Below are 23,900 nucleotides of genomic sequence, written 5' to 3'. Positions count from 1 at the left end.
CGAGCTCGCCCGAGATCGCCGCGCGATGACGCCTCCGCGCGCTGTCATGCCGCGAACGCCGACGCCGGTATCGTCGGCGCGTCCGCCCCGAGGAACGGCGCGAAAGGCGGGATCTCCTCGCGCAAGAGCCGCAGATCGAGCACGCCGGGCACGTCGCGGTGGTCGCCATGATAATCGCTCAGGCGCTCGCGCAGCTCCTGCGGCGTGGACGCGGAGCCCACCCAGAGCCGGCCGCCCGGGGCGAGCCCGCCCGCGAGGGCCGCGAAATCGACCTCCGGATAACGAACGGCCTCGATCCGGGACTCGAAGAGGAGCTGTTGGCGCGTGACGCACATCCCGTGCATCGCGTTGTTGAACACGACGAACAGGATGGGCAGGCCGAGATCGACGGCCGTGTGCACCTCCAGGCCGAGCATCAGGAACGATCCGTCGCCGCAGATGACCGTCGTCCGCGTCCCGGGCTCCGACCCGAGCTGCGCGCCGATAGCGCCGGGGATCGAGTAGCCCATTCCCCCCATCCCGAGCGCGATCGTCGATGTCGAGCCCTCCGGGACGGGGAGGTAGTGCATGGCCGCGGCGGCGCAGTTGCCGGCGTCGAGCACGACGTGGCCCTTCGCCGGCAGGAACTCCGCCAATATGGCCAGGGCCTCGCTCTGCAGGAGCGTATCGGGCCCCGCGGCGCCCGGGTCGTCGCCCGGGATGGCCGGCGCGAGGCGGGGCTCGTAGCAGCGCCGCGTGTACCCTTCGATCGGCGGGAGCGGCGACATCGGGCGCCTCTCCAGGAGATCGAGCAGCGCGCGGAAGGCGCGGCCGACGTCCGCATACAGGGTGATCTCGGGCTGAAGGACGCGGTGGATCGCCTCGGGATCGACGTCGATGACGACGAAGCGCTTGTCCTTGAAGCTCTTCTCGACCGCGGCGCGCGTCATGACGTCGAGCGTCGCGCCCGCGGCGATGACGAGATCCGCCTCGTCGCGCAGGTACGCGTGCGCCGACGGGTGTCCCGCCGCGCCGACGGTCCCCAGATACAGCGGGTCGTCGTTCGGAAAGTCGGCGCGGGCCGACATCGTGGTCACCACGGGGAGACCGACCGCGCGCGCGAACGCCTCGACAGCGCCGGCGTCGTCGGAGCGGCGCACCCCCTGGCCGATGAGGAGCAACGGGCGGCGCGCGCTGCGGATGGCCTCGAGCAGCGGCATCACCTCGCCGATCCCGACCGGCCGCGATCGGCAGAAGCTCGGCAGATCGGAGGGCCAGTCGACCGGGGGCGGGCTGACCTCCTGATCGAAGAGGTCCCGGGGCACGAGGAGCACGGCCGGGCCCTGCCGGCCCGACGTCGCCGCCACGACCGCTTCGCGCAGCATCGGCCAGAAGTCGTGTGGGCTCCTGATCTTTCCGACGTACTTCGAGATCGAGCGCCAGAGCAGGACGGCATCGACGCAGTTGCCGATGCCCGACGAGTCCTGGAACGCCCCCCGCCCCTCGAGCGGCGTCGGGGGCTGGCCGACGATCGCGAGCACGGGGACCGCCTCGGCGTAGGACTCGGCGATCCCGACAGCCAGGTTGAGCATCCCGCCGCCCGACGTCGCGCAGCAGACCGAGAGGCGCCTGTGGACCCTCGCCCTGCAGTCCGCCATGAACGCGGCGCCCGTCTCTGTCCTCGCGAGGACGGAGACCAGCTTCCCTTGCCCGTGCCGATGAATGGCGTCGTGCAGGTGCTCGATGTTCGCGCCGCTCACTCCGAAGACGTATTGAACGTCCCAACCCCTCAGCATCTCGACCAACGCGTCGGCCAACTTCATACAGGGTGTACCTTCCGTGCGTGGACCTCGGGCGACTACTGCCAGCGCAGCACCATCGAGCTCACGAAGTCTCCGCCGTTCGAGAATGTCCCGAGCGCGACGATATCGCCGCGTCGGATGCGGCCGCTCTCCAGCGCGTCCGCGAGCGTGACCGGAATCGATCCCTGGAACAGGTTGCCATAACGGGACAGGGTGTCGTGCGTGCGCGGAGGGAGGATCCCTATCCGGGCGCGCCACTCCTTGAGGAACGTCTCGTTCGGCTGGTGGGTGATGAGGAGGTCGACGTCGCTCGGCGACAGCCGGGCCTCCGCGAGGCACCGCCCCACCGCGTCGGGCACGAGCTCTAGCGCGTTCGTGCGGATCGCCTCGACCATATCCCTGGAGAAATTGACGGTGATCGGGCCGCAGCCGCGCTCCCAGTAGTTCTTGAACACCCCGTCGACGACGTCGGGCTCGAAGCGGAACAGGCCGTAGTGCTCGCCGTGGGAGCGCTCGTAGCGGGCGATGATCGACGCCTCGCCGGGCGTCACGAGCGTGGCCGAGGCGCCGTCGCCGAGCACGGACGACCGGCGGGACTTCTGGAACTCGGGCAGGCGAGAGATGAAGTTCGTCACCGTCACCACGACGACGCGCTTGTACTGGCCCGACTCGACGAACGCGCGGGCCGTGTTGAGCCCCGACAGGTACGAGGAGCAGCTCGTGTCGATGTTGAGGATCGTCGCCTGCCGGGCGCCGACGCGGTGCTGGATCGCAGGGCCGATCCCTGGCCAGAACGTGTCGGAGAAGATGCAGGAGCACACGAGGAGATCGATCGTCTCGGGGAGGATCCCTGTCCTCTCGAGGAGCCGCTCGACGGCGCGCACGCCGAGGTCCTCGGAGAGGTAATCCGGCGAGGCGAACCTCCGCTCGTGAACCCCGCTGAAGAAGGCGTTGTCCGCCAGGGCGTCCTCGGAGCTGCCCTCGGGCGGCTCGTTCACGACCCGGCGCTCCGGCATGAAGCTGACGACATCGATGATCTGAGCCTTCATAATGCCATTTCCCCGGAGCAGGCGTGTCGACGCAACGCTCGAGGAGCGAGCGTCGAAATGCTGCTACGGCGAGCGACCCAAAGCGGCGCGCGGAGCCAATCATCGCTCCCCGGAACGACCAGGGCGCCGACACCTTCGCTCGACTCGCGGCGGAGTAAACAAGGAACGTGCCGCACAGCTTGCTGCCCCTCGCCGCCTTCGGCGTCTCGACTCGCGGATTTGTCGTCTGGACCTGTCGGGCAGATTTCGGCCCTGCTTCACCGACGGCAATGCCGGGGGACGGCAATGGATTCTGCGTGGACAGAATCGGCGCCGGCGTTCCATTGCGGGAAGCGATGGCCGCTGCTGCTGACGCATCAGCGTTACTTATCGATTGCTGCCCCGGCAGCACCCGGCGCGTGCGACGGGCCTCGCCCTGCCGCTGTCCCGATCGCGGCGCGCTGTGCGCCTGGTTCGGACGAGCGGCGGGGAGGTGCGCCGGCGGGCACGATGGCTGCCCGCTGGCGCGCGCATTGCCAGGCGGCACGCCCTTGCTATCCGGGGGCGGTCAATCCGCCGTCCCACCCGACAGAGAAGAGGCAACCATGGCGAACATCGATGCCGTCATTCCGACCGCCCCTGCCGCGGCCGCTGCGACCGCGGTCCAGGCGGAGCGCGCGGCCTTGCTGACGTTCTACCGCGCCTTCAGCGAGCGGCGGCCGGAGCTCATCGACGAGGCGGTGACCCAGGACTGGGAGGACATCCCGCTGCCCCCCGGTCAAGGGGTGGGCCCGGAGAGCGTCAAACCCATCCTGCGCGCGTTCTTCAAGGCCTTTCCCGACGTGAAGCTCGAGGTGCTGGACATCCTCCAGGAGCCAGGCCGGGCTGCGGTCCGGTCAGTCCTCACGGGGACCCATCGAGACACGTTTTTGGGGGTGGCGCCGAGCGGGAGGGAGATCCGCGTCCCGTGCCACGATTTTCATGCGCTGCGGGAGGGCCGGATCGCGCGGACGTGGCACCTCGAGGACTGGTTCACCGCATTGGCGCAGATCGGCGCGTGGCCCCCGGCGCCCTGAGCGCCCCGCCTCCGGGGTGCTCGGGGCGGCCGTCGGGGCCGGGCGCGGGTGGCGGCGGGCGCGTGGGCGCCGCGCTCACCGCTCCTTCTCGACCATCGCGCTCCCGCCGTGGCGCCGGACCGGCTCGGCGACCGCGGTCACGGTCCCATCGCCGTTGAAGCGCAGGGCGGTGGCCGCGCCGATCTCGCCTCCCATCGTGCCTGCGTCGGAGAGGACGTGGCCCAGGGACGCGAGCCCCTCGGCCTCCGGGGCGCTCAGGAATGCCGTCTCCGCGTCGGTGGCGCCGTTGCCCGAGTTGCGCTGGGAGAGGCGCGGCGCCGCGAGCGCCTTGTCGATGGGGAGGCCCAGATCGATATGACCGACGAGGATCTGGAGCACCGTGGTGATGATGGTGGACCCGCCTGGCGAGCCGAGCGCGAGCTCGGGTTTGCCGTCCTTGAGGACGATCGTGGGGCTCATGCTGCTGCGCGGGCGCTTGCCCGGCTCGACCGCGTTGGGGTGCGGCGAGCTCGGGTCGGACGGGATGTTGAAGTCCGTGAGCTCGTTGTTCAGCAGGAAGCCGTACCCCGGGACGACGATGCCATTGCCGCCCTCGTACTCGATGGTGCAGGTATAGGACACGATGTTCCCGGCCGCGTCGCTGACCGTGATGTGCGTCGTCTCGTTGTCGTGCGCGTCCTTCGGGCCGGCGCCCCCGCGCCTCGCCGCCGGGGCGCCGCCGGGCGCGGGGCTCGGATCGCTCTGGAATGCGTACGGGTCGCCCGGCGCCGCCGCGGCCGAAGGGGCCTCGGCGAGATCGATGAGGGCGCGCCGCGCGTCGGCGTAGTCCTTCGAGAGCAGCCCCTTGACGGGGGCGTCCACGAACTCGGGATCGCCGAGGAAGGCGCCTCGATCCGCGAACGCGAGCCGGGAGGCGCCGAGGTAGCGGTGCAGCACCTCGACCGGCGTGAGGGTCGCCGTGTCATACCCCTCGAGCAGGTTCAGCGCCTCCGCGACGGCGATCCCGCCGCTGCTCGGGAGTCCCAGGCCGTAGATGGTGGTGTCGCGGTACGTCGTCGAGACCGCGGGGCGGACGCGGGCCTCGTAGCCCTGGAGGTCCGGGAGCTCGATCACCCCCGCCCGGACGTCGAGCGCGCTCCCGGGCTCGACGGGAGGCGACTTCACCGCGGCGACGATGGCCTCCGCGACCCGCCCTTCGTAGAACGCCTTCTCTCCCCCCTCGGCGATGAGCCGGTAGGTGCCGGCCAGATCCGGGTTCTTGAAGATCGTGCCGACGGGCCACGGCTGGCCGTCGGGCCCCAGGAAGAGCTTTTTGGTGCTCGTGATCGCCTGGAATCGCGCGAGGTTGCGGCCTGTCTGCTCGAAGAAGGTCGCGTCGACGTCGAACCCCGCCTCGGCGACCTGGATGGCCCGCTTCAGCACGTCTCCGAGCCCGAGCGTTCCATGGCGGCGGAGCGCCTCGCTCCAGCCCCGCACCGTGCCGGGCACGCCGACCGACAGGCCGCTCGTGACGAGCTCATTGAACGCGATCGGCGCGCCGTCTTCATAAAAGGACCTCGCCTCGATCCGGGACGGCGCCGTCTCGCGGTGATCCAGGGCGATCACCTTGCCCTCGCCGGCCAGGTAGACGAGCATGAAGCCGCCGCCGCCGATACCGCAGGAGAACGGGTCGGTCACGCCGAGCACGCCCGCCGCGGCGACCGCGGCGTCGACGGCGTTCCCCCCTCGCTTCAGGATCTCGATGGCGGCCAGCGTCCCGCGGAGATCGACCGTCGCCGCCGCCCCCCGCCGCCCGGTGGCCGTCGGCGCGATCTCCGGGAGCTGGGCGAACGGGTCGTCCCCGGCGGCGTCCGGCTCCGCGCCTGCGTCGCCCGACGTGGACGACGCGGACGACGCGGACGACGTGGACGACGCGGAGCCGCCGTTGCCCACCGGAGCGAGCCTCTCGTCCGGGCTGCAGGAGCTGCAGGAGGCGCAAAGGAGGAAGAGAGCGAGAAGGAGTGTGCGTTTCGTCATGGGTTCTCTCGGGATGCGCTGGAGGACGCAGGACCCACGGTCACACCCCGCCTCGTGCGGCAGAGTCGGCCGTGAGGGCCCTGTCCAGGAGCCACGATGTGCGGCATCGCATTGCCCCGGAGATTCACAATGCAACCACCGTACCGGCGTTCGCAGCCGAGCGGGCGGGTGCAATGTCGAGTCTGTACTTGCCACAACGAAGCAATCGAGGTAATGGTTCGGCAGGTCATGAGCGCCAGCGCGTAGCCCCGGCTTGCTGGCCGACAACCCTCCGAACCGCGGTGGGGTGTCCCGGGTGACGACCTGGCCGGCCGCATGTGCGGCAGGCAAGCGCGGACTCTGGTCGCCCGGAGTCCCCTGGACTCGCGAGGTGGTATGTCGATCGCTTCCATCGTGGATTCGCGCCCTGACGCGGGCGCGCCGGCGCCGTCCGATTTCGGCGCTTTCCCTTTACCCGTCGTCGGGGCGGACCTCTCCGTGCCGCTCGTCACCGGCGAGCAGGTGGGTTATGTGAACCTCGATTACGCGGCCAGCGCCCCTTGCCTGCGCTCGGTGCTCGACGCGGTCGCGGCGCTCCTTCCCTGGTACAGCAGCGTGCACCGCGGCGCGGGGTTCGCGTCCACCGTGACGACGGAGCTCTATGCCGCCGCCCGCCAGGAGGTGGGCGCCTTCGTGGGAGCGCGCGCCGAGGACACGGTGGTGTTCACGAGGAACACCACCGACGCGCTCAACCTGCTCGCCGCGGCGCTGCCCGAGGACACGACGGTGGTGACGTTCGCCTCGGAGCACCACGCGAACCAGCTGCCGTGGCGGCGCGGTCGGTGCGTCGTCCTCCCGGTGCCCGTGAGCGCGGAGGAGGCGGTCATGCGGGCCGAAGACGCGCTGCGCGACGTGACCTCGCGCCATCGGTTGCTCGCCGTGACGGGGGCGAGCAATGTCACGGGCGAGCTGTGGCCGGTCCCGGAGCTCGCCGCGGTCGCCCATCGCCACCGGGCGCGGCTCGCCGTGGACGCGGCTCAGCTCGCGCCCCACTGCGCTATCGACATCGCCGGGATCGGGGCCGATTACGTCGCGCTGTCCGGTCACAAGCTCTATGCCCCCTTCGGCGGCGGCGTGCTCGTCGGCCGCGGGGACTGGCTCGATGCCGCCCGTCCCTACCTCGCCGGCGGAGGCGCCGTCCGGCGCGTCACGCGCAACGACGTCGAATGGGCGAGCGGCCCGCACCGCCACGAGGCCGGCACGCCCAACGTGGTCGGCGCGGTGTCGCTGGCGGCTGCGTGCCGCGCGCTCTCCGCGGTGGGCATGTCCGCCGTGGCGGCGCATGAGGCGAGCCTGCTCGACCGCCTCACGCGCGGTCTCCAGGCCTTGCCGGCGGTCAAGCGCCTCGCGATGTGGGGCCCGGCGAGCCCCCGGATCGGCGTCGTGACATTCAACGTGCGGGGTTTCCATCCCGGCGCGGTCGCCGCGGTCCTGAGCGCCGAGCACGGCATCGGCGTCCGGGACGGCTCGTTCTGCGCGCACCCGCTCATGATGGCGCTCGCCAGGAATCGCGCGCCGGAGGCGAGCGACGACGCGGCGGTACCCCTCGCGGTGCGGGTGAGCTTCGGCGTCGGCACCAGCGCCGCGGACGTCGATCGGTTCCTCCTCGCGCTCGCCGATCTCGTCGCCCAGGGTCCCCGCTGGCGTTATCGCCTCGACGCAGGGCGATACGTTCCCGATCCGGATCCTCGCCCGCGCCCTGCCCTGGCCGGCCTCCTCGCCGGAGGCGCGGCAGGCGCAGCGGACGGGCCCCTGGCGAGCCAGCTCGCGCCTTGCCAGGCGCCCCTCTGAGGCGGATCAGCCCCCGGGAGCGCGGCCCAGGGCGAGCGCGCGCCGCGCGAGCGCGCGCAGGTCGGCGAGCGTCGCGCCCTCCAGCGGCGAGGCCTCGGCGTCGACGTCCTCGCCGCGCGCCGGCGCGTCACCCCGGCCGAGCGCGTCGAGGAGCCAGCGCGCCGTGAGGACGTCGCCGCCGAGCCACGCGCGCGCCGGCGAAACGTGCGGGACGTGCGGAACGTTGAAGACCGCCGCGGCCTCGATCCAGCCGATGGGCACGCGCGCCAGCGCCGCGGCGGAGGCGCCCGGCGGCGCCGGGTCGTCGGGCTCGGTCAGGGGCTGGAAGCGCTCGGCAGCGAGCTCGGGCGCCTCGCCGCCGTCGATCAGCGGGAGCGCGGCGCGGAGGGCGACCCCCTCGACGACGGCGCGCGCGATCTCTTCGAGCGAGAGGCGCCCCGGAAGGACGTCGGAGAGCGCGGCCGGGGCCTTGCCCAGCCAGCGGTCGACGACGCGCTCGTCCGGCGCCGCGAGCTCCGGGGGGATCGCGAGCGCCGCGTCGAGGCCCGCGAAGACCTCGATGAGGACCGCGCCGTCCGGCGTGGCGTCGAGGCCGAGCAGCGCGGCGGGGCGGTGCTGCAGCGAGATCCACTCGCGCCCGAAGTAATGCGCGGGCGCGCCGGCGCGGGACAAGCCCTTGAGAAAGCCGCGCACGTTGCGGTTGAGGAGCGTCCGGGCCGTGGCGTCGGGCGCGAGCGCGGCGGCGTGCGGCAGCGCGAGGGTCCACACGACGCCGCGCCCGCCGAGGAAAGCGGCGGTGCCGGTCGTGGCGCGCCGCAGGACCTTCGCGCCGCGCGCGGCGCAAGCCGCAAGGTCGACGACGCGCGCCGCGCGCTGGGCCGCGCCCAGCACCACGGCGGGCCCCTCGACGAGGCTGGCGGCGAGCCACGGCGCTCCCTCCGCCGCGCGGGCGCGCGCGAGCAGCGCAGGGCCGAGCGCGAGCGCGTCCTCGAGAGGGCGATGAACCGGCGAGATCGAATGCATGGCGGGCATCGAGGGAGTCTCCTTGGCGTGAAGCTCGGCGCGCGGAGGAGCCCCTGCGGGACGAGGCCCTGCGGGGAGCCGCCGGTGGTAACATCGCTCCATGGTGACCGAAGAGGAGCTGGCAGAGCAGCGCGTCGGCACGCGGATCGGCCCCTGGGCGGTGGAGAGCGTCCTCGGGGTCGGCGGCATGGCGAGCGTCTTCTTTTGCCGGCGGGCCGACGGGTGCGTGGCGGCGGTGAAGCTCCTGCACGCCGAGCTCGCCGAGATCGAGGCGGTGCGAAAGCGGTTCTTGCGCGAGGGGCCGATCGGGAGCGCGCTGGCCGCCGTGGCGCCGCTCTGCGAGGGGCTCCCCCAGGTGCTGGAAGCCGCGGCCACGGACGACGGCCTTGTCTACATGGCCATGGAGGTGCTCGAGGGAGAGACCGTGTTCGACCGCATGGCCCGGCACGGGACGCTCCCTGTCGGCCAGGTGATCGCGCTCGCCGAGCGGGTCCTCGACGTGCTGATCGTGGCGCACGAGCACGGCGTCGTTCACCGCGATCTCAAGCCCGAGAACCTCCATATCGGCAACGACGGGCGCGTGCGGGTGCTCGATTTCGGCCTCGCGCGCGTCCTCGACCCGTTGCTCGAGGACGTCGCCGGGATGCCGGAGATGACGAAGACCAAGACGGGCGTGTCGATCGGCACCGACGATTACATGGCGCCCGAGCAGGCCCTGGGCCTCATCCGCGAGATCGACGGCCGGACGGACCTCTTCGGCCTCGGAGCGACGATGTTCCGGCTGCTCGCGGGCCGCACGATCCACGGCAACCTGGACGACGCGCGCCTGCTCATCGCGGTCGCCACGGAGAGGGCGCCGCCCCTCTCGCTGCACGCCCCCACGGCGCCGCCCGGCCTGTGCGCCGTCGTCGACCGCGCCCTCGCCTTCCTCAAGCAGGAGCGTTATCCCGACGCGAGGACGATGCGCGCCGATCTCGCCGCCGTGCGCGCCGGCCGCGAGCCGCCTTATGCGACGGCCGCGGCGCGGCAGCCGCGCGGGGCGACGGGGGCGTAGGGACCAGGGGCAAGCAGCGCTCCAGGTGGAACCAGAAGGCAGGGAGGCCGTAAGAAAGCCGGTCATCTCTTGCTCAGCGGCCGCGCGATCTGGACGATCTTCTCCCGCGCGAACTTGCACGCCTCGTCGTCGTCCGTGGCGGCGGGCCAGAGCAGCTCCATGTACCCGGGCTGGACCTCGAACGGCAGGGGCCTGGTCCGGAGGTGCGGCCTGACGGCGCGGATGTCGTCGGCGACGATCTCGGGCACGGTCGCCAGCATCGCGGTGCCGTCGATCAGCGCGCCCAGGTTGGAGAAGGTCGCGACGGAGCACCGGATCCTCCGCGTCTTGCCGAGCAGGTCCTCCACGAAGCCGCGCAGGTCCCCGTTGTACGAGACGATGACGTGATCGTGCGCGAAGTACTGGGCCTCCGTCAGCTTGCGCAGGCGCGCGTGGCGCGGGTCGTACAGGCAGGTGAAGCCGGTCCTCACGAGCCGCTGCCGGCGGACGTTCGAAGGGAGATCGTCGGCGACCGAGATCGCCGCGTCGACGCCGCCCGCGAGCGCCGCGCCCACGGTGCGGAACTGCACGGGCACGGCGACGACGCGCACGCGCGGCGCCTCGCGCTCGAGCACGCGCAAGAGCGGCGGGAGCAGCCACACCTCGGCCGTGTCGGAGAGCCCGAGGCGCAGGGTGCGCTCGCACGTCTTCGGGTCGAAGGTCGGCGGCGCCAGCGCGGCCTCGATCAGGGCGCCGAGGTGCGGCTTCAGCGACGCTCGCAGCCGTTCGCCGCGGCTCGTCAGCGCGAGCCCGCGCCCGCTCCGCACGAAGAGCGGCGCGCCGACCGTCGTGGTCAGGCGCCGGAGCGCGGCGCTCACCGCCGGCTGCGTCAGGTACAGCCGGCTCGCCGCCTCGGTGACGCTGCCTGCCTCCGCGACGACGGCGAAGACGCGGAGCAGGTTCAGGTCGAGGTTCCTTCCATAAATATCAGGCATGTCGAGAATACATCGTATTCATTGGAGCAATGAAACGCGAGCGCCTAGGGTGACGGCATGACGACGACGAACACCACCAAGCTCGGCAAAACTGGCCCCTCCGTCTTCCCCCTCGCCCTCGGCTGCATGAGCATGGCCGGGGGCAGCCCCTACGGCGAGAGCGACGAGTCGGAGAGCATCGCGACCATCCACGCGGCGCTCGATCGGGGCGTGAGCCTCCTCGACACCGGCGACTTCTACGGCATGGGCAAGAACGAGATGCTCGTCGGCAGGGCGATCAAGGACCGGCGCGACAAGGCCGTGCTCAGCGTGAAGTACGGCGGCCTGCGCGCGCCCGACGGCGCCTTCCTCGGCTTCGACGCCCGCCCGATGGCGACGAAGAGCTTCCTCGCCCATAGCCTGTCGCGCCTCGGCGTCGACTACATCGACGTCTACCGGCCCGCGCGCCTGGACCCGACGGTCCCGATCGAGGACACCATCGGCGCCATCGCCGACATGGTGAAGGCGGGCTATGTCCGCCACATCGCCCTCTCCGAGGTGGGCGCGGAGACGATCCGCCGCGCGGCGAAGGTGCACCCGATCGTGGACCTCCAGATCGAGTACGCGGTCGTGAGCCGCAGCCCGGAGGCGACGATCTTCCCCGCGCTCGCCGAGCTCGGCATCGCGGTCACCGCGTACGGCGTGCTCTCGCGCGGCCTGCTGGCCGGGAGCAAGCCGGCCGGCGCGGGCGACATGCGGGCCCACCTGCCGCGCTTCTCGGGCGAGAACGCCCGGAAGAACCAGGCCCTCGTCGACGCCTTCGCTCGCCTCGCCCAGGGGCGCGGCGTCACCCCCGCGCAGCTCGCGATCGCCTGGGTCCGCGCCAAGGGCGCCGCGCAGGGCGTCACGGTGATCCCGACGATGGGCGCGCGCACGCGGAAGCAGCTCGAGGATGCCCTCGCCGGCCTCGAGATCGCGCTGGCGCCCTCCGACCTCGCCGAGATCGAGGCCGCCGTCCCCGCGGAGGAGATCGCCGGCGCCCGCTACCCCGCGCCCATGATGGCGATGCTCGACAGCGAGAAGTGACCTCGCGATAGCGGCGGCGGCTCACGAGCTCATCGTGTCTTGGCGACCACGGCGAGGAGGGTGTCGAGATCGATCGGCTTCTTGAGCAGCGCACACACGTCCAGGGTGGCCGCTTTGGCCTCCAGCGAGTCGACGCCCGACAGGATCGCCACCGGGATGTCCACCAGCGCGGGCTCCCGTCGCTTGAGCGCGAGGAACTCCCAGCCATTGATCTCCGGCATCATGAGGTCGAGCAGGATGATGCTCGGGCGGAGGCCGCGGCGGAGCAGATCCAGCGCCACCGCGCCATTCTCCGCGCACACGACCTCGTAGCCGCATGCCTGCAAGAGCTCCTCCACGACGGCGCGAAATCCGATGTCGTCGTCGACGATCAAGACACCGTCGTGAGGATCATCCTGCGGGCGCATCGGGACCTCCGGCCGGCGGAGACACCTCGGTCGGCAGAGCGTCGCGGCGCCGGCGCAGAGGGAGCTCCACGATGAAGGCAGCCCCCGCGCCGAGCTCGCTCTCGACCCGGATCGAGCCATCATGGGCGTCCACGATCTGGCGGCTGATGTACAGTCCCAGGCCGAGACCGCCGTAGTGCTGCGCCGAGACGCCTCGCTCGAAGCGTTCGAAGATGTACGGCACGCAGCCCGCATCGATCCCGATGCCGCGATCGGCGACGACCAGCCTGGCCACATCGCCCTCGGCCGCGACGCTGATCTCGATCGGCTTGCCCCTCCCATACTTGATGGCGTTCAGCACCAGGTTCGTCACCACCTGCTCCAGACGGGCCCTGTCCCACATACCCACCACGGGAGAGTCTGCCCGCCAGCTCACCGTACTTCCTGCCTGCTTCAGCTCCACGTCGAAGTGCTCCACGACCTCCTGCGAGAGCGCCCGGAGATCGACGTCTTCCAGCTTCAGCTCGAGCTTGCCTGCCTGGATCCGAGCCACGTCGAGCAGATCTTCGATGAGCCTGACGAGCCGCTGGCACTGCCGCTCGGCCATCCTGGCCAGCTTCGTCGCGCCGGCGGGGAGCGTCGTCGCCTCGCGCATCAAGCCTTGCACGGCGAGCTTCAGGCCCGCGATGGGGGTATAGAGCTCATGTGAGGCGATGGACAGGAAGTCGTCGCGCATCCGCACCGCTGCTTCGGCGGCGGTCCGGGCCCTCTGCTCGTGCTCCAGGACCAGGGCGCGCTCCGCCTCGATCTTCTTCCGCTCCGTGATGTCCGTGGAGATGCCGCCGACCGCGTACGGGACGCCGGCGACGTCGCGCAGAGGAAACTTGATGGTGAGATAGGTGTGCACGCCGTCGTCCTCGGGCATCACCTCCTCGTCCTTCAGCGCAGTCCCAGCGAGGAGCGCCCGCCGGTCGAAAGCGCGGAGCGCCTCGGCGTGCTCCCCGGAAAATACGTCATCGTCGCTCTTGCCCACGATGGCCTCCCGAGCGACGCCGAACAGCTCCTCGAAGCGGCGGTTGACGAGGAGGTAGCGCCCGTCGATGTCCTTGACGGCGACGATGGCCGTCGAGCTGTCGATGATGGCGCGCAGGAGCTCCTGGCTCGTGCGCAACGCCTCTTCCGCGCGCCTGCGCTCCTCCGCGACCTTCCGCAGCGCCGCCTCCGTCCGCTCGTGCTCGGCGATCTTCTGCCTGAGCTGGGCGTTGGCATGGCGCAGGTCGGCGGTGCGCTCGGCGACCTGCTGCTCCAGCCGCTCTTTCGCCCGGGCCTCTTCTGTCAGGCGAGCATCGAAGGCGAAGATGGATTTCAAGTCCATCTCGATCACGTCGCGACACTGCTCCATGAGCGCCTGGTAGGCCTTGCTGTAATGGTTCGCGCGGTCATCCAGCACGCAGATGGTTCCGAAGATATCCCCTGTGGGCCACGTGATCGGGAAACCGAGATAAGATATCATACCGAGCTCGATGTCCGGGTTCGACTTCCACTGCTCGTCTTTCAGGGCGTCAGGGATCAGCAGCGGCGTTCGGGTCTTCATCACGCTCTCGCAGTAGAGCCCGGAGCCTAGGCGCGCGCGTTCTTTGGGCGCATAAGGGTTCCCCTTCGACTCGCTGGAGACGCAGACGACGATCTCGGGCGGCTCGATCCTCATGATCAGAGCGGCCGGGACGCGCAGGATCTCCGCGAGGAGATCGGTCATCTCCTGCCACTTGCGAGCGATGTCCGTCGGGATGTCGGTCGCGACCGTGCTCGACTGGGTTCTTCGGCCGCTCCCCGGCGGAGGGCTCTTCGTCCCGAGATCGTCCGTGCGTTGCTCCGGCGGGCAGCCAGAGGCGGCCTTATGCGGCCCGAGGCCCGCGCGCTCGGCGCGCTCCGCGGGCGCGGGCTCGCCCGGCCCGGGGTGGCGGGCATGGTCGACAACGAGCGCGCCTGGCTCCGTTTGATCGTCGGGTCCGGTACGCATGCTCCCCCACGATGACGAATCGTGCGAAGAGCCATCGGGTTGTCAAGCAATCCACAATTACGCTCACCGCCCCCCCAAGCGATCCGGCAGGCAACGTACGCGCCCCGGACCTGGTGACGTCACGCCGGCCGGCACGCCGCCGCTCGGGCGAGCGCGGCTGCTCCCGGGCGCCGTCCCGCGCCGCCGCGGTGGCCTGCTCGTGGAGCCGGGCGGCCTCCAGGTCTTCCCCCGCGGAGCCGGGCGATCTCGGCGCGGATCAGGGCGTGCTTGTGAAGGAAGCCGTCGGGGCCGCTCCCCGCCCGCGCGCCAAGCTGCCGCTCGCGCTCCACGAGCCGCTGAGGGATGGGGAGCGCCGGCTGCGGGGAGGGCCCCCGCCTCGTCGCAGCCGCGGAGGGACTGGCCATGTTATACCTCGCCTATGTCCACCAAAGGACGTGTCGCGCAGGTGCTGCTGCTGCCCCGCCACGAGCGAGCCGGGATGGCAGAAGAGGTGCTCTCCAGTCTGAATGCCCGGCGCCGGCACGTCATCGACGCACAGAGCCAGCTGGCAGGAAAGGACGCTCCATGAAGCTGTACTTCAGCCGAAACTTGAATCCACGGGTCGCCGTCGCCGTGGCGCGCTACCTCGATGCACCGGTGGAATACGTTCACGCGGCTCCTCTCGACCCGTCACAGCAGGAGAAGTTTCGAGCGCTGAATCCGAACCTGCGCGTGCCCATCCTGGTCGAGGGGGACGAGTCGCTCTGGGAAACGGACGCGATCGCGTGCCGTCTTTCGCAGCTCACGGGCTCGGACTTCTGGCGCACCGGCACCGCGCAACCGGAGATGATCCGCTGGTTGAGCTGGGGCACGCACAACTTCGTCGCCGCGTGCGACAAGGTCCACTTCGAGCGCGTGACGAAGCAGCGCTACGGGCTCGGTCCCATCCGCGACGACGTCGTGGCGGAGGGGCTCTCGGGGTTTGCCGGAGCGGCGACGCTGCTCGAGCAGGTCCTGAGCGGCAGGGACTGGCTCGTCGGGAGCGCGGCTTCGTATGCAGACTTTCGCATGGCGTCGGTGCTTCCGTTCGCGGATCTCGCCGGCCTTCCGCTGGCGGACTACCCGCACGTCGCGGCCTGGCACGCGCGCCTGTGGCAGCTCGACGCCTGGCGCGATCCGTTCGCGGGGCTCGACGCCCCGGAGCTCCCGCAGGTGCCGCGCGCCGATGCCACCGGAGCGAAGCCTCCGTCGGTCTGAAAGCCGGGAGGGCCCTGCTGTCGAAGCCGTCGAGGACATGCTACAATTCGCGAACATGGCCAATGCCACCGGTCGAACATGGTGACGCCCCGGCGCATCTTCGTGATGGGCGACCCGCAGGCGCCGATGGCCAAGGTGATGGCCGTGCTCGCGACGCACGCTTTGCTCGGCGCGGACGGCCGGCTGGCCGACGACGTCGTGCTCGTGTCGATCGGCGATCACTTCGACTATGACCTCGATGATCCGGTGGGCGCGGGCGCGGAGGGGCTCCGCACGCTGCGCTGGCTGGCGAGCCACGATCCTGCGCAGGTGAGGCTCCTGTTCGGCAATCATGACGCTGCGCGGGTCATGGAGCTCGCCGGCCTCGACGACGTGCGGTTCGCTGCGGCGCGCGCGCTCGGGCGCTCGATCAGCGAGACCAGGCGGCGTGAAGGCGCCGAGGCCGCCGCCCGGCGCCAGCGCGACGAGTTCGCGGCGCAGTTTCCCGATGTGGCGACCTCGGGGCTCGCGGCGCGCGACTACGCGTCGTTCAGCGAGTCCCAGCGCGAGCTCGTCATCGAGCTGCTGCTCTGCGGCCGCTTTCATCTCGCGCTCTCAGGCGTGCTGCCCGACGGCCGCGCGGTGCTGCTGACCCACGCGGGCGTGACCACGCGCGAGCTCGCGATGCTGGGCATGCCGGACGAGCGCGATCCGCATCGACTGGCGGCGGCCCTCGAGCGACAGATGCGCGCCGCGGTCGACGCGCGGCGCACGGAATGGCAGCGCGGCGAGCGCACGCCGCTCTCGCTCGAGCCTCTCCACGTCGCAGGCGCCGCAGGCAACGAGGGTGGCGGCCTCCTCTATCATCGACCTGCGCACATCGATCGCCCGGGCGGCGATCCGGCATGGGAGCTCGATCCGGCACGGCCACGGCGCTTCGAGCCGAGCTCACTCCCGCGCGGTCTGCGACAGGTCGCCGGCCACACCGGTCACAGGAAGTGCAAGGCGGAGCTCGGTCACGACTGGCTCACGGCGGCAGCGCACCGGAAGGAGATCGGAGGAATCCGCACGCTGCGCGTCGACGGCGACGTCGTCGTGTACGACCTCGAAATCCTGGACGATCGGCCCGGCGCGACGGACCTCTACCTGATCGACGGGGAGATGCGGTTTGCCGCAGCCACCGATTACGCTTTGCTCCCGCTGGCCGAGCTGATCGTCCCCTCGTGAACCCGATGCGGGTGGTTGCCGCTCGTTCTCGACCGGTTTTTGAACCGACTCATCGATGAGCCTCCCTGATCGACCACGAGGATCCTTGTCGTGCTCGTGAAAGACCGTGGCGTGCCCGCGCTGCTGCCGGTCCAATGATGGTTCTCGCGTGGGATACCTGAGGACCTTGTCTCCCGCCGAGGTCGACCTCGAGGGCGCGAAGCCGGTGACGATCGGATCGAGCGCGCGCGAGGCGCTCGATCCGATCGTCACCGAGGGAGAGGGGCCATGCGCGTCATCCATCCGCGGGGGTGAGCCCGTCCGTGCGTTCTCGCGGCGTCGCGCTACTTCCTCTTCGCGTCGTCGACGTAGGGGGCGGGCACCCAGCGGTAGGACGCTCCGTCTCTCCGGACGTGGCCCAGCCCGGGAAACGGGGCGTGGGTGTGCGCGACGAGGTAGCCCTTGTCGGCCGCGTCGGCGAGCGCCTTCTTGCGCGTCTCCACGGCCGTCGGCGCGTTCACGTCGAAGGCAACCGCCACCGAGGGATCGTCGAACTGAACGGCCATGATGTGAACGAGGTCGCCCCATAGAACGAGCCTCTGGCCGCCGCTCTCGAGAGCGTACAGCGTGTGGCCGGGCGTGTGGCCGTACGCAGGCTCCGCGCGGAACCCCGGAAAGAACTCGGCCGCTCCGGTGAACGGCTTCACTTGCCCGGCGTCGAGGTACGGCTGCAACGTGGCTTGCGCCGCGGCGTAGAACTGGGCTTGCATCCCCGAGGCCTTCGCGGCGGCCGCCTTGTCCATCCAGTAGTCGAGTTCCTTCTGGTTCACGTGGACGGTGGCGTTCGGGAAGGCCCTCTTCCCGCCGATCACGAGCCCGCCGGCGTGATCCGGGTGAGCGTGCGTGAGGAAGACGTCGGTGACGCTCTCGACGCTCACGCCCACAGCAGAGAGCGACGCGGGGAGCTTCCCGGTCGTGGGGCCCATGAGCTCTGCGCACCCGGTGTCGACGAGGATCGTCCTGCCGTTCCTGTGGATCAGGAAGGTGTTGAAGGACACGTCGATCGGCGACCTCTGGAAGGATTGCGCGAGGAGCTTGTCGACCTCACCCGGCTTGGCGTTGAGGACGAGGTCTTTCGAGATATCCAGGCCGAACGTGCCGTCGGAAAGCACGGTCACGTCGATGTCGCCCACGCGCGTGTGATAAAAGCCCGCCTGACGCCTCTCGCCGCCGGACGGAATCGGCGCGCTCGCCGCCGGAGACGGCGCCGGTGCCGGTGCCGCCGGCGTCGCGGCGGGCTGCTCCGGAGCCGCCGGGCTCGCCGGAGCGCTGCTGCGCGGCGGGGCCGGGGCGGCGCACGCGGCGGGGAGGGTCAGAGCGCCTCCGAGCAGCAGGAGTGAGGCCGCGATGGACGCGATTCGCCGCGTGGAAATCATCCGCATGATCGTCTTTCTCTCCGGGCTCTCTTCGGTCGTCGGCGGCGAGCGAGCGCTGCTCGCCGTCCTCCGGCGGGATGGCGGCCCGTGTTCGCCGCCCGTTCGTCGTTGCACCGTACGTCCCGGCAGGTAGACTTTCTATGCCTGAAATATCAAAAAAAAACCGATCGTCCAACGTGGATCCGACGGAGGGCGAGCCTCTCCTCGTCGCGCTCCCGCGCTTCATCCACCTGCGCATCGAGGAGTCGAGGCCGCCATCGTCATGACGGCGGCGTTCGAGCCTCCAGCGACCGCGCCGTGGCGTTCCTCACCGGACGGTGAATGTTGGCAAGCGCTGTCGCATCTGTGGCGGGAGGCGACGAGCTCTGGACCGTGCAGCTCGACGGGCGCAGCGCGGCCCGGCGGGTCTCCGGGCAGATCGGATGTGCTCCTCGCCCCGTGCGCTCCGGTGCGAGCGCCCCGAAACCGAGGAGGAACGATGCGCCGTCACGGCAAAATTGGCTCTTTGCTATTCCGTACGCTTGGCTTGTTGTTCGGCTTCGCGCTGCTGCCCGATGCGGCGCGCGCGGCCACCACCGCGATCACGTACACCATCGGCCACGCCGATTGCGGCGCGAACAACAGCTTCGCGCTGTACATGAACGGCACGCTGCTCGACACCGTGCCAAGCTCGAACGACTGCGAGTGCAACTCCCCGCCGCTCCGGGTGAGCATCACCGATCCGGCGTTGCTCGAGCTCTACAACCCCGCGAGCTGTAACGACTTCCAGGTCGCAACGGTCGGTGATGAGTTCGTTTTGTGGGGCTACATGCGCATCGACGTCACGTCGGACGAGGGGGCGGCGTCAGCGTGTCTTTTCGACGCCAACATGATCACCCACAACTGCGCCGACCGGGATATCTGCGAAGCCTATGAGGTCAACCCGTTCCCCGTGGGGAGCGCGGACGGGGATGGCGACGGCCTCATGGCGGGTGCGGGCTCGGGGTGCGACAACTGCTCCGCCACCGCCAACCCGGACCAGAGCGACGCCGACGGCGACGGGTTCGGTGATGCCTGCGATCGCTGCGTGGGCCCGGGATCGGACGACAGCGACGGCGATGGGCTCTGCGAAGGGGAGGACAACTGCGACGCGACCGCCAACCCGGACCAAAGCGACGCCGACGGCGACGGGTTCGGTGATGCGTGCGATCGCTGCGCAGGCCCGGGGTCGGACGACTTCGACTCGGATACGATCTGCAACGGGCCGGACAACTGCTACTTCTACGCCAACCCGGACCAGAGCGACGCAGACGGCGATGGCGTGGGCGACCGCTGCGACAACTGCGCGGACACGCCGAACCCCGGCCAGGAAGACTACGACTTCAACGGCCGCGGCGACGCGTGCGACGCCTGTTACGCGTCCGGGGACCTCGACTTCGACAGCGACGGGGTCTGCGACTCGGCGGACAACTGCGCGGACCGCACCAACCCCGACCAAGCCGACAACGACGGCGACGGGTTCGGCGACGCCTGCGACGGCTGCAGAGGCTCCGGGTTCGACGACGTCGACTTTGACGGGGTCTGCGACGGGGAGGACAACTGCTACGGCTTCAACCCGAACCAGAGCGACGCCGATGGCGACGGCGTGGGCGACGCCTGCGACCACTGCGCAGGCCCAGGGAAGTACGACAGCGACGGCGATGGGCTCTGCGGAGGAGAGGACAACTGCACAGCGACCGCCAACCCGGACCAGAGCGACGCCGACGGCGACGGCGTGGGCGACGCCTGCGACAACTGCGCGGCCACGCCGAACTCCGGCCAGGAAGACAGCGACGGTGACGGCGTGGGCAACGCCTGCGACGCCTGCGCAGGCTCGGGCGGGGTAGACGGCGACAGCGATGGGCGCTGCGACGGAGCGGACAACTGCCCGTTCAACCACAACCCCGACCAGGCCGACAGCGACGGTGACGGCGTGGGCAACGCCTGCGACGCCTGCGCAGGATCGGGCGGGGTAGACGGCGACAGCGATGGGCGCTGCGACGGAGCGGACAACTGCCCGTTCAACCACAACCCCGACCAGGCCGACAGCGACGGTGACGGCGTGGGCGACGCCTGCGACGTCATCTGCGTGATGATCCAGCGGGGCACCTTCGGCCAGGTGGCGGACACGGCGATCTGGGCGCTGTACCCGAGCTACAACGAGGGCAGCTCTCCCTATCTCCACACGGGCCTGAGCAGCGGCGCGGAGAAGAACGCGCTGTACCGTTTCGAGCTCGACTCCATCCCGTACGGGGCCACCGTCGAGTCGGCCACGTTCAGCACCACGCTCTACAGCTCCGGCACGGGCGAGATCCGGGTGCACCGCATCAACGCTTCCTGGGCGGAGTCCACGGTGACCTGGAGCAGCTTCGCCGACAGCTTCGAGCCGGCCGTCGAGGCGACGTTCCTCGGGGCGTCGTCCGGCGTCGCGACCGTCGACCTGACCGAGCTCGTCCAGGCGTGGGTCGACGGCGTGCACCCGAACCACGGTTTCCTCCTGGAGGAGGACCTGACGGCGCTCACCAGCTACCGTTCGAGCGAGCACGACATCCTCGGCGACCGCCCCTCGCTCGAGGTGTGCTTCCACTGAGCTCCCGTCGTACCGCGCCTCCGCTCAGGCGGAAGGCACGACGGTGATCTCTCCGGTCGTGTACAGCGCGGAGGTATCCCAGGCGAGCCCGGGGGCGAGCGGCAGGGCGATGTGCACGTCAGCGAAGGTCCCTGTGAGCTCTCCGCTCCAGCCGAGCAGGGCGACGGTGTCCCCAGCCTGGAACGGCGCCGTGCCGTCCGCCGGGACCACCTCCAGCACACCATCGAGGCTCACATCCCCGTCCACGACCAAGAGCGGCGCGGCGCCCGGGCCCGCGACGGTGGCGCTCAGCGTGGCGCTCGGGCCCTGGCTGTAATCGCCGGCCACGTCCGTCGAGGCGTAGACCTCTCCCACGGAGAGCGCGCCGGCCTGCGTATTGGCGAGATCGCCGACGAAGCTGCCAGTGCTCAGGCGCCCGCCGGCGAAGTCGAAGTCGCGCGCCTGGATCTCGATCGCGCCCGCGGCGAGCTCCCCGCGCGTGAGGCGCACGATGGGCTCCGGGCCAGGCGTTCCGCCTTCGATCAAGGGCGTGATCCGGAGGAGGCCGCCGATGCTGACCTTGCCTCGCCCGTCGACGAGGAGCGACGGGGAAATCGAGAAGGTCGCGTAGATCGTCACATCGCCGCTGTTGCGCCATGACGCGTAGGGCTCGTTCACCCAGACGAACCCGTGGCCGTACGTGGAGCGGATCTCCGTCTCTTCCGTCACGAGGGTTCCATAAGCGCCGACCGTGAGCTCGCCCCAGCCGGCCGCCCCGACGCGCAGCAGCCCCTCGTTGGTCCAGGTGGCGTCCCAGCCCCTCACGATCGCCGAGCTCGCGAAGTAGTTGGGCTCGCCGCGATAGCTCTCGATCTGCGCGTTCGCGGTGAAGACCTGCGCCCCCTGCTCGATGCGCAGCCTCGCGCCGCCGTTCGCGCCCACGATGAACTCGCCCGTGTTGACCCACCTCGTCGCGGAGCCCGTGACGGTCACGTCGCCCGTGCAGATCCGGCACGTCGCGATGAATACGTTGTTCGAGAAGAAGCTCCCTCCCTGCTTGATCTCGAGGACGCTGTTCTCCTCCGAGCGGCCGATGTACGCGTTCGTCCGGCTCGTCAGGGAGGCGTCGTACCCCTCGACGAGCACGTATCCGAAGGCCGAATAGCCGCGCACGCCGAGCACGAGGTCGTCGGTGGTCACCTGGGCGCCCCGTTTCACGAGGAGCGAGCCGGACGCCCCGGTGCGGAGCCCGAGCGCGAGCTGCCCATGGTTGATCCACCGCGAGCCGTATCCGATGACCTGGACCCTGCCGCTGGAGTAGGCGGCCGCCGCCACCGAGGCGCCGGCGCTGATCAACGTCCCCTGGTGGCTGACGATCACCTCTCCCATCGGCTCCTCAGCGTTGAGCGCGCCGCCGACCACCAGCGCGTTCGCCCCGAGATCCCACGGGTCGCCCGGGTCAGCGACAGCGGGCGTCACACTCCCCGAGACGGACACGCCGGCATAGGCCGGCCCGGCCGCGCCCATCGAAGCTGCCACGAGCACTACGGAGAAAACGGTTCGAGCTTGTTGGTTCATGCGCCGTACCTCTCCATGAGAAAATTCACTTCACACTGAATTCCCTTCGCAACAACGTGCCCCTGAAACGGGAATTTTGTGAATTACATTACACGTCCCCACATCAGAGACGTTATCGCCCGTTCTGATCCGCTTGCAGGGGATCAGGTCATCGTTTTCGAGGTGCGAAGGCAGGTTTTGAGGTGAGAGAGTACGCAGGATCATTCAAAAGAAAAATCCTCCAGTGGCTCCTCGCTCCAGGAGGACCGACCGCCCCGACGTTCGAGGCGAGAGCGCCTCAGGAGGACGTCCATCGGTGCGAGCACAGGGCGCCCTCTCGATACAGGTCCCTGACGGCGTGATGGATCTCTTGGAGAACGGCAGCGAGGACGAGGCTGCCACCTCGCCGGAGCGAGCATGGCAGCGTGGCGCTCATGGCTTGTAGAACGAGGGGTCGAACACCTGCCCCAGCACGGATTTTCCGATCGTCGAAAGAAGCTGGTCGTCGTTGTCGTGCCGCAGGTAGAACGTGAGATCGCGGAGGATGCGCTCCACGGGGCTCGGGCGGATCAGCGAGCGAGCGCCGCAGGCGCGGATGGCGTGGTCCACCGTCTCCGCCGCGAGGTGCTCGATGACGTGCCGCGCGCGGATCCCCGCGAGCTGCGCCTCGGCGTGGCGCGCCTCGTCCCAGAGCGAGGCGACGTGGCGTAGCCAGAGCTGCGCGGTATCGAGGTTCACCGCCATGCGCGCGACCCGCTGCTGCACATAGGGATCGCCCCCTTTGCCTTGCGACGCGATGCACTCGATCGCATAGTCATAGGCTGCCTCCGCCGCGCCGAGGAAGCTCGACGCGTAATGGGGCGTGAACGCCGTCTGCCACCCCTCGCGGAGATACTGCCCCGGCGCCCCGATCAGGTTCTCCTCCGGGATGAACGTACGATCGAACTTCACGAGGTGGCTCACGGTCGCCCGCATGCCGACGGGATCCCACCATGAGCCGTCGAACGTGACCGAACGATCGCCGAGCTCGCACGCGAGCAGGAGCAGCGCCTCCGGCGAGCCCTGCGCGTGCCTCGCGCCGCCGGGCCCAGCGCTGTTCACGAGCAGGATCGCCCACTCGACCCCGCCCGCGCTCGTGGAGAAGACCTTGGAGCCGTCGACGACCCATCCGCCCGGGGCGCGCTCGACGTGGGTGCCGAACCGCGCCTTCTCTCCAGGGGCCGGAGATTGCGGCTCACCGCTCCACGCGACCCATTTCTCGCCTCGGCGCACGACGCCATCGAACCACCGCTCCTTCTGGGCGAGGTCCGCCATCGCGTCGAGCAGCACCATCGAGTTCGCGTGGCCCTCCCAGCAGCGCGCGAGCGACAGATCGGCCTTCGCGAGCTCCTTGGTCATCATCCACAGGGTGAGCGCGTCGCCGCCGCGCGGCCCGAGCCCGAGCCCGCCGTACCCCGCCGGCACCGCCGCCGCGAGCAGGCCTTCGCGGGACAGATCCTCGAAATCCTCCGCCGGGAAGGCCGCCGCGCGGTCATAGCGGCCCGCGCGCGGAGCGAAGCGCTCGCTGGCGAGGGCGCGGACGCGATCGACGAGCGCCTGCCTTTCCGGGGGGAGCTTGAACATCGACAACACGATCTCCTCCTCTC

At 70.3% G+C, this 23,900-nt stretch carries 19 protein-coding genes and 1 riboswitch; of the genes, 9 read left to right on the top strand and 10 right to left on the bottom strand.

Features of this window, described 5'->3' with window-relative positions:
• Positions 1 to 44: 44 nt before the first annotated feature.
• Positions 45 to 1,802 carry a thiamine pyrophosphate-binding protein gene (locus WMF29_RS06465; RefSeq protein ID WP_437327994.1) on the bottom strand — a complete coding sequence of 586 codons (1,758 nt, stop codon included), beginning with the start codon at positions 1,800 to 1,802 and terminating at the stop codon, positions 45 to 47.
• A 35-nt stretch (positions 1,803 to 1,837) separates the two neighbouring features.
• On the bottom strand, positions 1,838 to 2,830 hold the full coding sequence (locus WMF29_RS06460; RefSeq protein WP_437327993.1) for a 3-oxoacyl-ACP synthase III family protein: 993 nt from the start codon (positions 2,828 to 2,830) through the stop codon (positions 1,838 to 1,840).
• A gap of 584 nt (positions 2,831 to 3,414) precedes the next feature.
• On the opposite strand from WMF29_RS06460, the gene WMF29_RS06455 reads away from it, so the two are divergent.
• The gene (locus tag WMF29_RS06455; protein ID WP_437327992.1) at positions 3,415 to 3,885 is read left to right on the top strand and encodes an ester cyclase; all 471 of its coding nucleotides are present in this window, start codon (positions 3,415 to 3,417) and stop codon (positions 3,883 to 3,885) included.
• Between the two features lie 75 nt (positions 3,886 to 3,960).
• On the opposite strand, the gene ggt is transcribed toward WMF29_RS06455, so the two are convergent.
• Positions 3,961 to 5,901: a gamma-glutamyltransferase gene (gene ggt, locus WMF29_RS06450; protein ID WP_437327991.1), complete on the bottom strand. Its 1,941-nt coding sequence runs from the start codon at positions 5,899 to 5,901 to the stop codon at positions 3,961 to 3,963.
• Between the two features lie 224 nt (positions 5,902 to 6,125).
• Positions 6,126 to 6,240: riboswitch (SAM riboswitch) on the top strand.
• Between the two features lie 36 nt (positions 6,241 to 6,276).
• Between ggt and WMF29_RS06445 the strand changes: the two genes are divergently transcribed.
• Positions 6,277 to 7,731: an aminotransferase class V-fold PLP-dependent enzyme gene (locus WMF29_RS06445; RefSeq protein ID WP_437327990.1), complete on the top strand. Its 1,455-nt coding sequence runs from the start codon at positions 6,277 to 6,279 to the stop codon at positions 7,729 to 7,731.
• A 6-nt stretch (positions 7,732 to 7,737) separates the two neighbouring features.
• On the opposite strand, the gene WMF29_RS06440 is transcribed toward WMF29_RS06445, so the two are convergent.
• Positions 7,738 to 8,763: a lipoyl protein ligase domain-containing protein gene (locus WMF29_RS06440; protein ID WP_437327989.1), complete on the bottom strand. Its 1,026-nt coding sequence runs from the start codon at positions 8,761 to 8,763 to the stop codon at positions 7,738 to 7,740.
• 91 nt (positions 8,764 to 8,854) lie between these two features.
• Here WMF29_RS06440 and WMF29_RS06435 point away from each other — a divergent pair, with 91 nt between their 5' ends.
• Positions 8,855 to 9,808 (top strand): serine/threonine-protein kinase, encoded by a 954-nt coding sequence (locus WMF29_RS06435; protein ID WP_437327988.1) that lies wholly within the window; start codon positions 8,855 to 8,857, stop codon positions 9,806 to 9,808.
• Positions 9,809 to 9,870: 62 nt separating this feature from the next.
• Here the strand turns inward: WMF29_RS06435 and WMF29_RS06430 are convergent, their stop codons facing one another.
• On the bottom strand, positions 9,871 to 10,782 hold the full coding sequence (locus WMF29_RS06430; RefSeq protein WP_437327987.1) for a LysR family transcriptional regulator: 912 nt from the start codon (positions 10,780 to 10,782) through the stop codon (positions 9,871 to 9,873).
• Between the two features lie 57 nt (positions 10,783 to 10,839).
• On the opposite strand from WMF29_RS06430, the gene WMF29_RS06425 reads away from it, so the two are divergent.
• Positions 10,840 to 11,847 carry an aldo/keto reductase gene (locus WMF29_RS06425; RefSeq protein ID WP_437327986.1) on the top strand — a complete coding sequence of 336 codons (1,008 nt, stop codon included), beginning with the start codon at positions 10,840 to 10,842 and terminating at the stop codon, positions 11,845 to 11,847.
• 29 nt (positions 11,848 to 11,876) lie between these two features.
• Here WMF29_RS06425 and WMF29_RS06420 read toward each other — a convergent pair whose 3' ends face one another.
• Together WMF29_RS06420 and WMF29_RS06415 are read right to left on the bottom strand one after the other, a co-directional pair.
• Positions 11,877 to 12,254 carry a response regulator gene (locus WMF29_RS06420; RefSeq protein ID WP_437327985.1) on the bottom strand — a complete coding sequence of 126 codons (378 nt, stop codon included), beginning with the start codon at positions 12,252 to 12,254 and terminating at the stop codon, positions 11,877 to 11,879.
• Positions 12,238 to 14,253 (bottom strand): sensor histidine kinase, encoded by a 2,016-nt coding sequence (locus WMF29_RS06415; protein WP_437327984.1) that lies wholly within the window; start codon positions 14,251 to 14,253, stop codon positions 12,238 to 12,240. Before WMF29_RS06415 ends, WMF29_RS06420 begins: the two co-directional genes overlap by 17 nt.
• Before the next feature lie 418 nt (positions 14,254 to 14,671).
• Between WMF29_RS06415 and WMF29_RS06410 the strand changes: the two genes are divergently transcribed.
• From WMF29_RS06410 to WMF29_RS06400, 3 genes are all read left to right on the top strand, one after another.
• The gene (locus WMF29_RS06410; RefSeq protein WP_437327983.1) at positions 14,672 to 14,821 is read left to right on the top strand and encodes a hypothetical protein; all 150 of its coding nucleotides are present in this window, start codon (positions 14,672 to 14,674) and stop codon (positions 14,819 to 14,821) included.
• Positions 14,818 to 15,489 carry a glutathione S-transferase family protein gene (locus WMF29_RS06405; protein ID WP_437327982.1) on the top strand — a complete coding sequence of 224 codons (672 nt, stop codon included), beginning with the start codon at positions 14,818 to 14,820 and terminating at the stop codon, positions 15,487 to 15,489. The genes WMF29_RS06410 and WMF29_RS06405 overlap by 4 nt, the downstream gene beginning before the upstream one ends.
• Positions 15,490 to 15,567: 78 nt before the next feature.
• Positions 15,568 to 16,695, top strand: coding sequence for a metallophosphoesterase (locus WMF29_RS06400; RefSeq protein ID WP_437327981.1), 1,128 nt, complete (start codon positions 15,568 to 15,570; stop codon positions 16,693 to 16,695).
• Between the two features lie 323 nt (positions 16,696 to 17,018).
• Here WMF29_RS06400 and WMF29_RS06395 read toward each other — a convergent pair whose 3' ends face one another.
• Positions 17,019 to 17,852, bottom strand: a complete 834-nt coding sequence (locus WMF29_RS06395) for an MBL fold metallo-hydrolase (protein WP_437327980.1) — start codon at positions 17,850 to 17,852, stop codon at positions 17,019 to 17,021.
• 229 nt (positions 17,853 to 18,081) lie between these two features.
• Here WMF29_RS06395 and WMF29_RS06390 point away from each other — a divergent pair, with 229 nt between their 5' ends.
• Together WMF29_RS06390 and WMF29_RS06385 are read left to right on the top strand one after the other, a co-directional pair.
• Complete coding sequence (locus WMF29_RS06390) at positions 18,082 to 18,243, top strand: hypothetical protein (RefSeq protein WP_437327979.1); 162 nt, start codon at positions 18,082 to 18,084, stop codon at positions 18,241 to 18,243.
• Between the two features lie 393 nt (positions 18,244 to 18,636).
• Entirely contained in the window at positions 18,637 to 20,718 is a 2,082-nt protein-coding gene (locus tag WMF29_RS06385) for a thrombospondin type 3 repeat-containing protein (protein ID WP_437327978.1), read from the top strand.
• Positions 20,719 to 20,742: 24 nt separating this feature from the next.
• Here WMF29_RS06385 and WMF29_RS06380 read toward each other — a convergent pair whose 3' ends face one another.
• Together WMF29_RS06380 and WMF29_RS06375 are read right to left on the bottom strand one after the other, a co-directional pair.
• On the bottom strand, positions 20,743 to 22,236 hold the full coding sequence (locus tag WMF29_RS06380) for a hypothetical protein (RefSeq protein WP_437327977.1): 1,494 nt from the start codon (positions 22,234 to 22,236) through the stop codon (positions 20,743 to 20,745).
• A gap of 450 nt (positions 22,237 to 22,686) precedes the next feature.
• The gene (locus WMF29_RS06375; protein ID WP_437331089.1) at positions 22,687 to 23,877 is read right to left on the bottom strand and encodes an acyl-CoA dehydrogenase family protein; all 1,191 of its coding nucleotides are present in this window, start codon (positions 23,875 to 23,877) and stop codon (positions 22,687 to 22,689) included.
• Positions 23,878 to 23,900 lie beyond the last annotated feature (23 nt).

Origin of the sequence: Sorangium sp. So ce381 (assembly GCF_051473845.1) — a bacterium.
GTDB classification, from domain to species: Bacteria; Myxococcota_A; Polyangia; order Polyangiales; family Polyangiaceae; genus Sorangium; species Sorangium atrum.
Note: the sequence above shows the minus strand (reverse complement) of the source record. Positions and strands in the feature narration are given on the sequence as shown.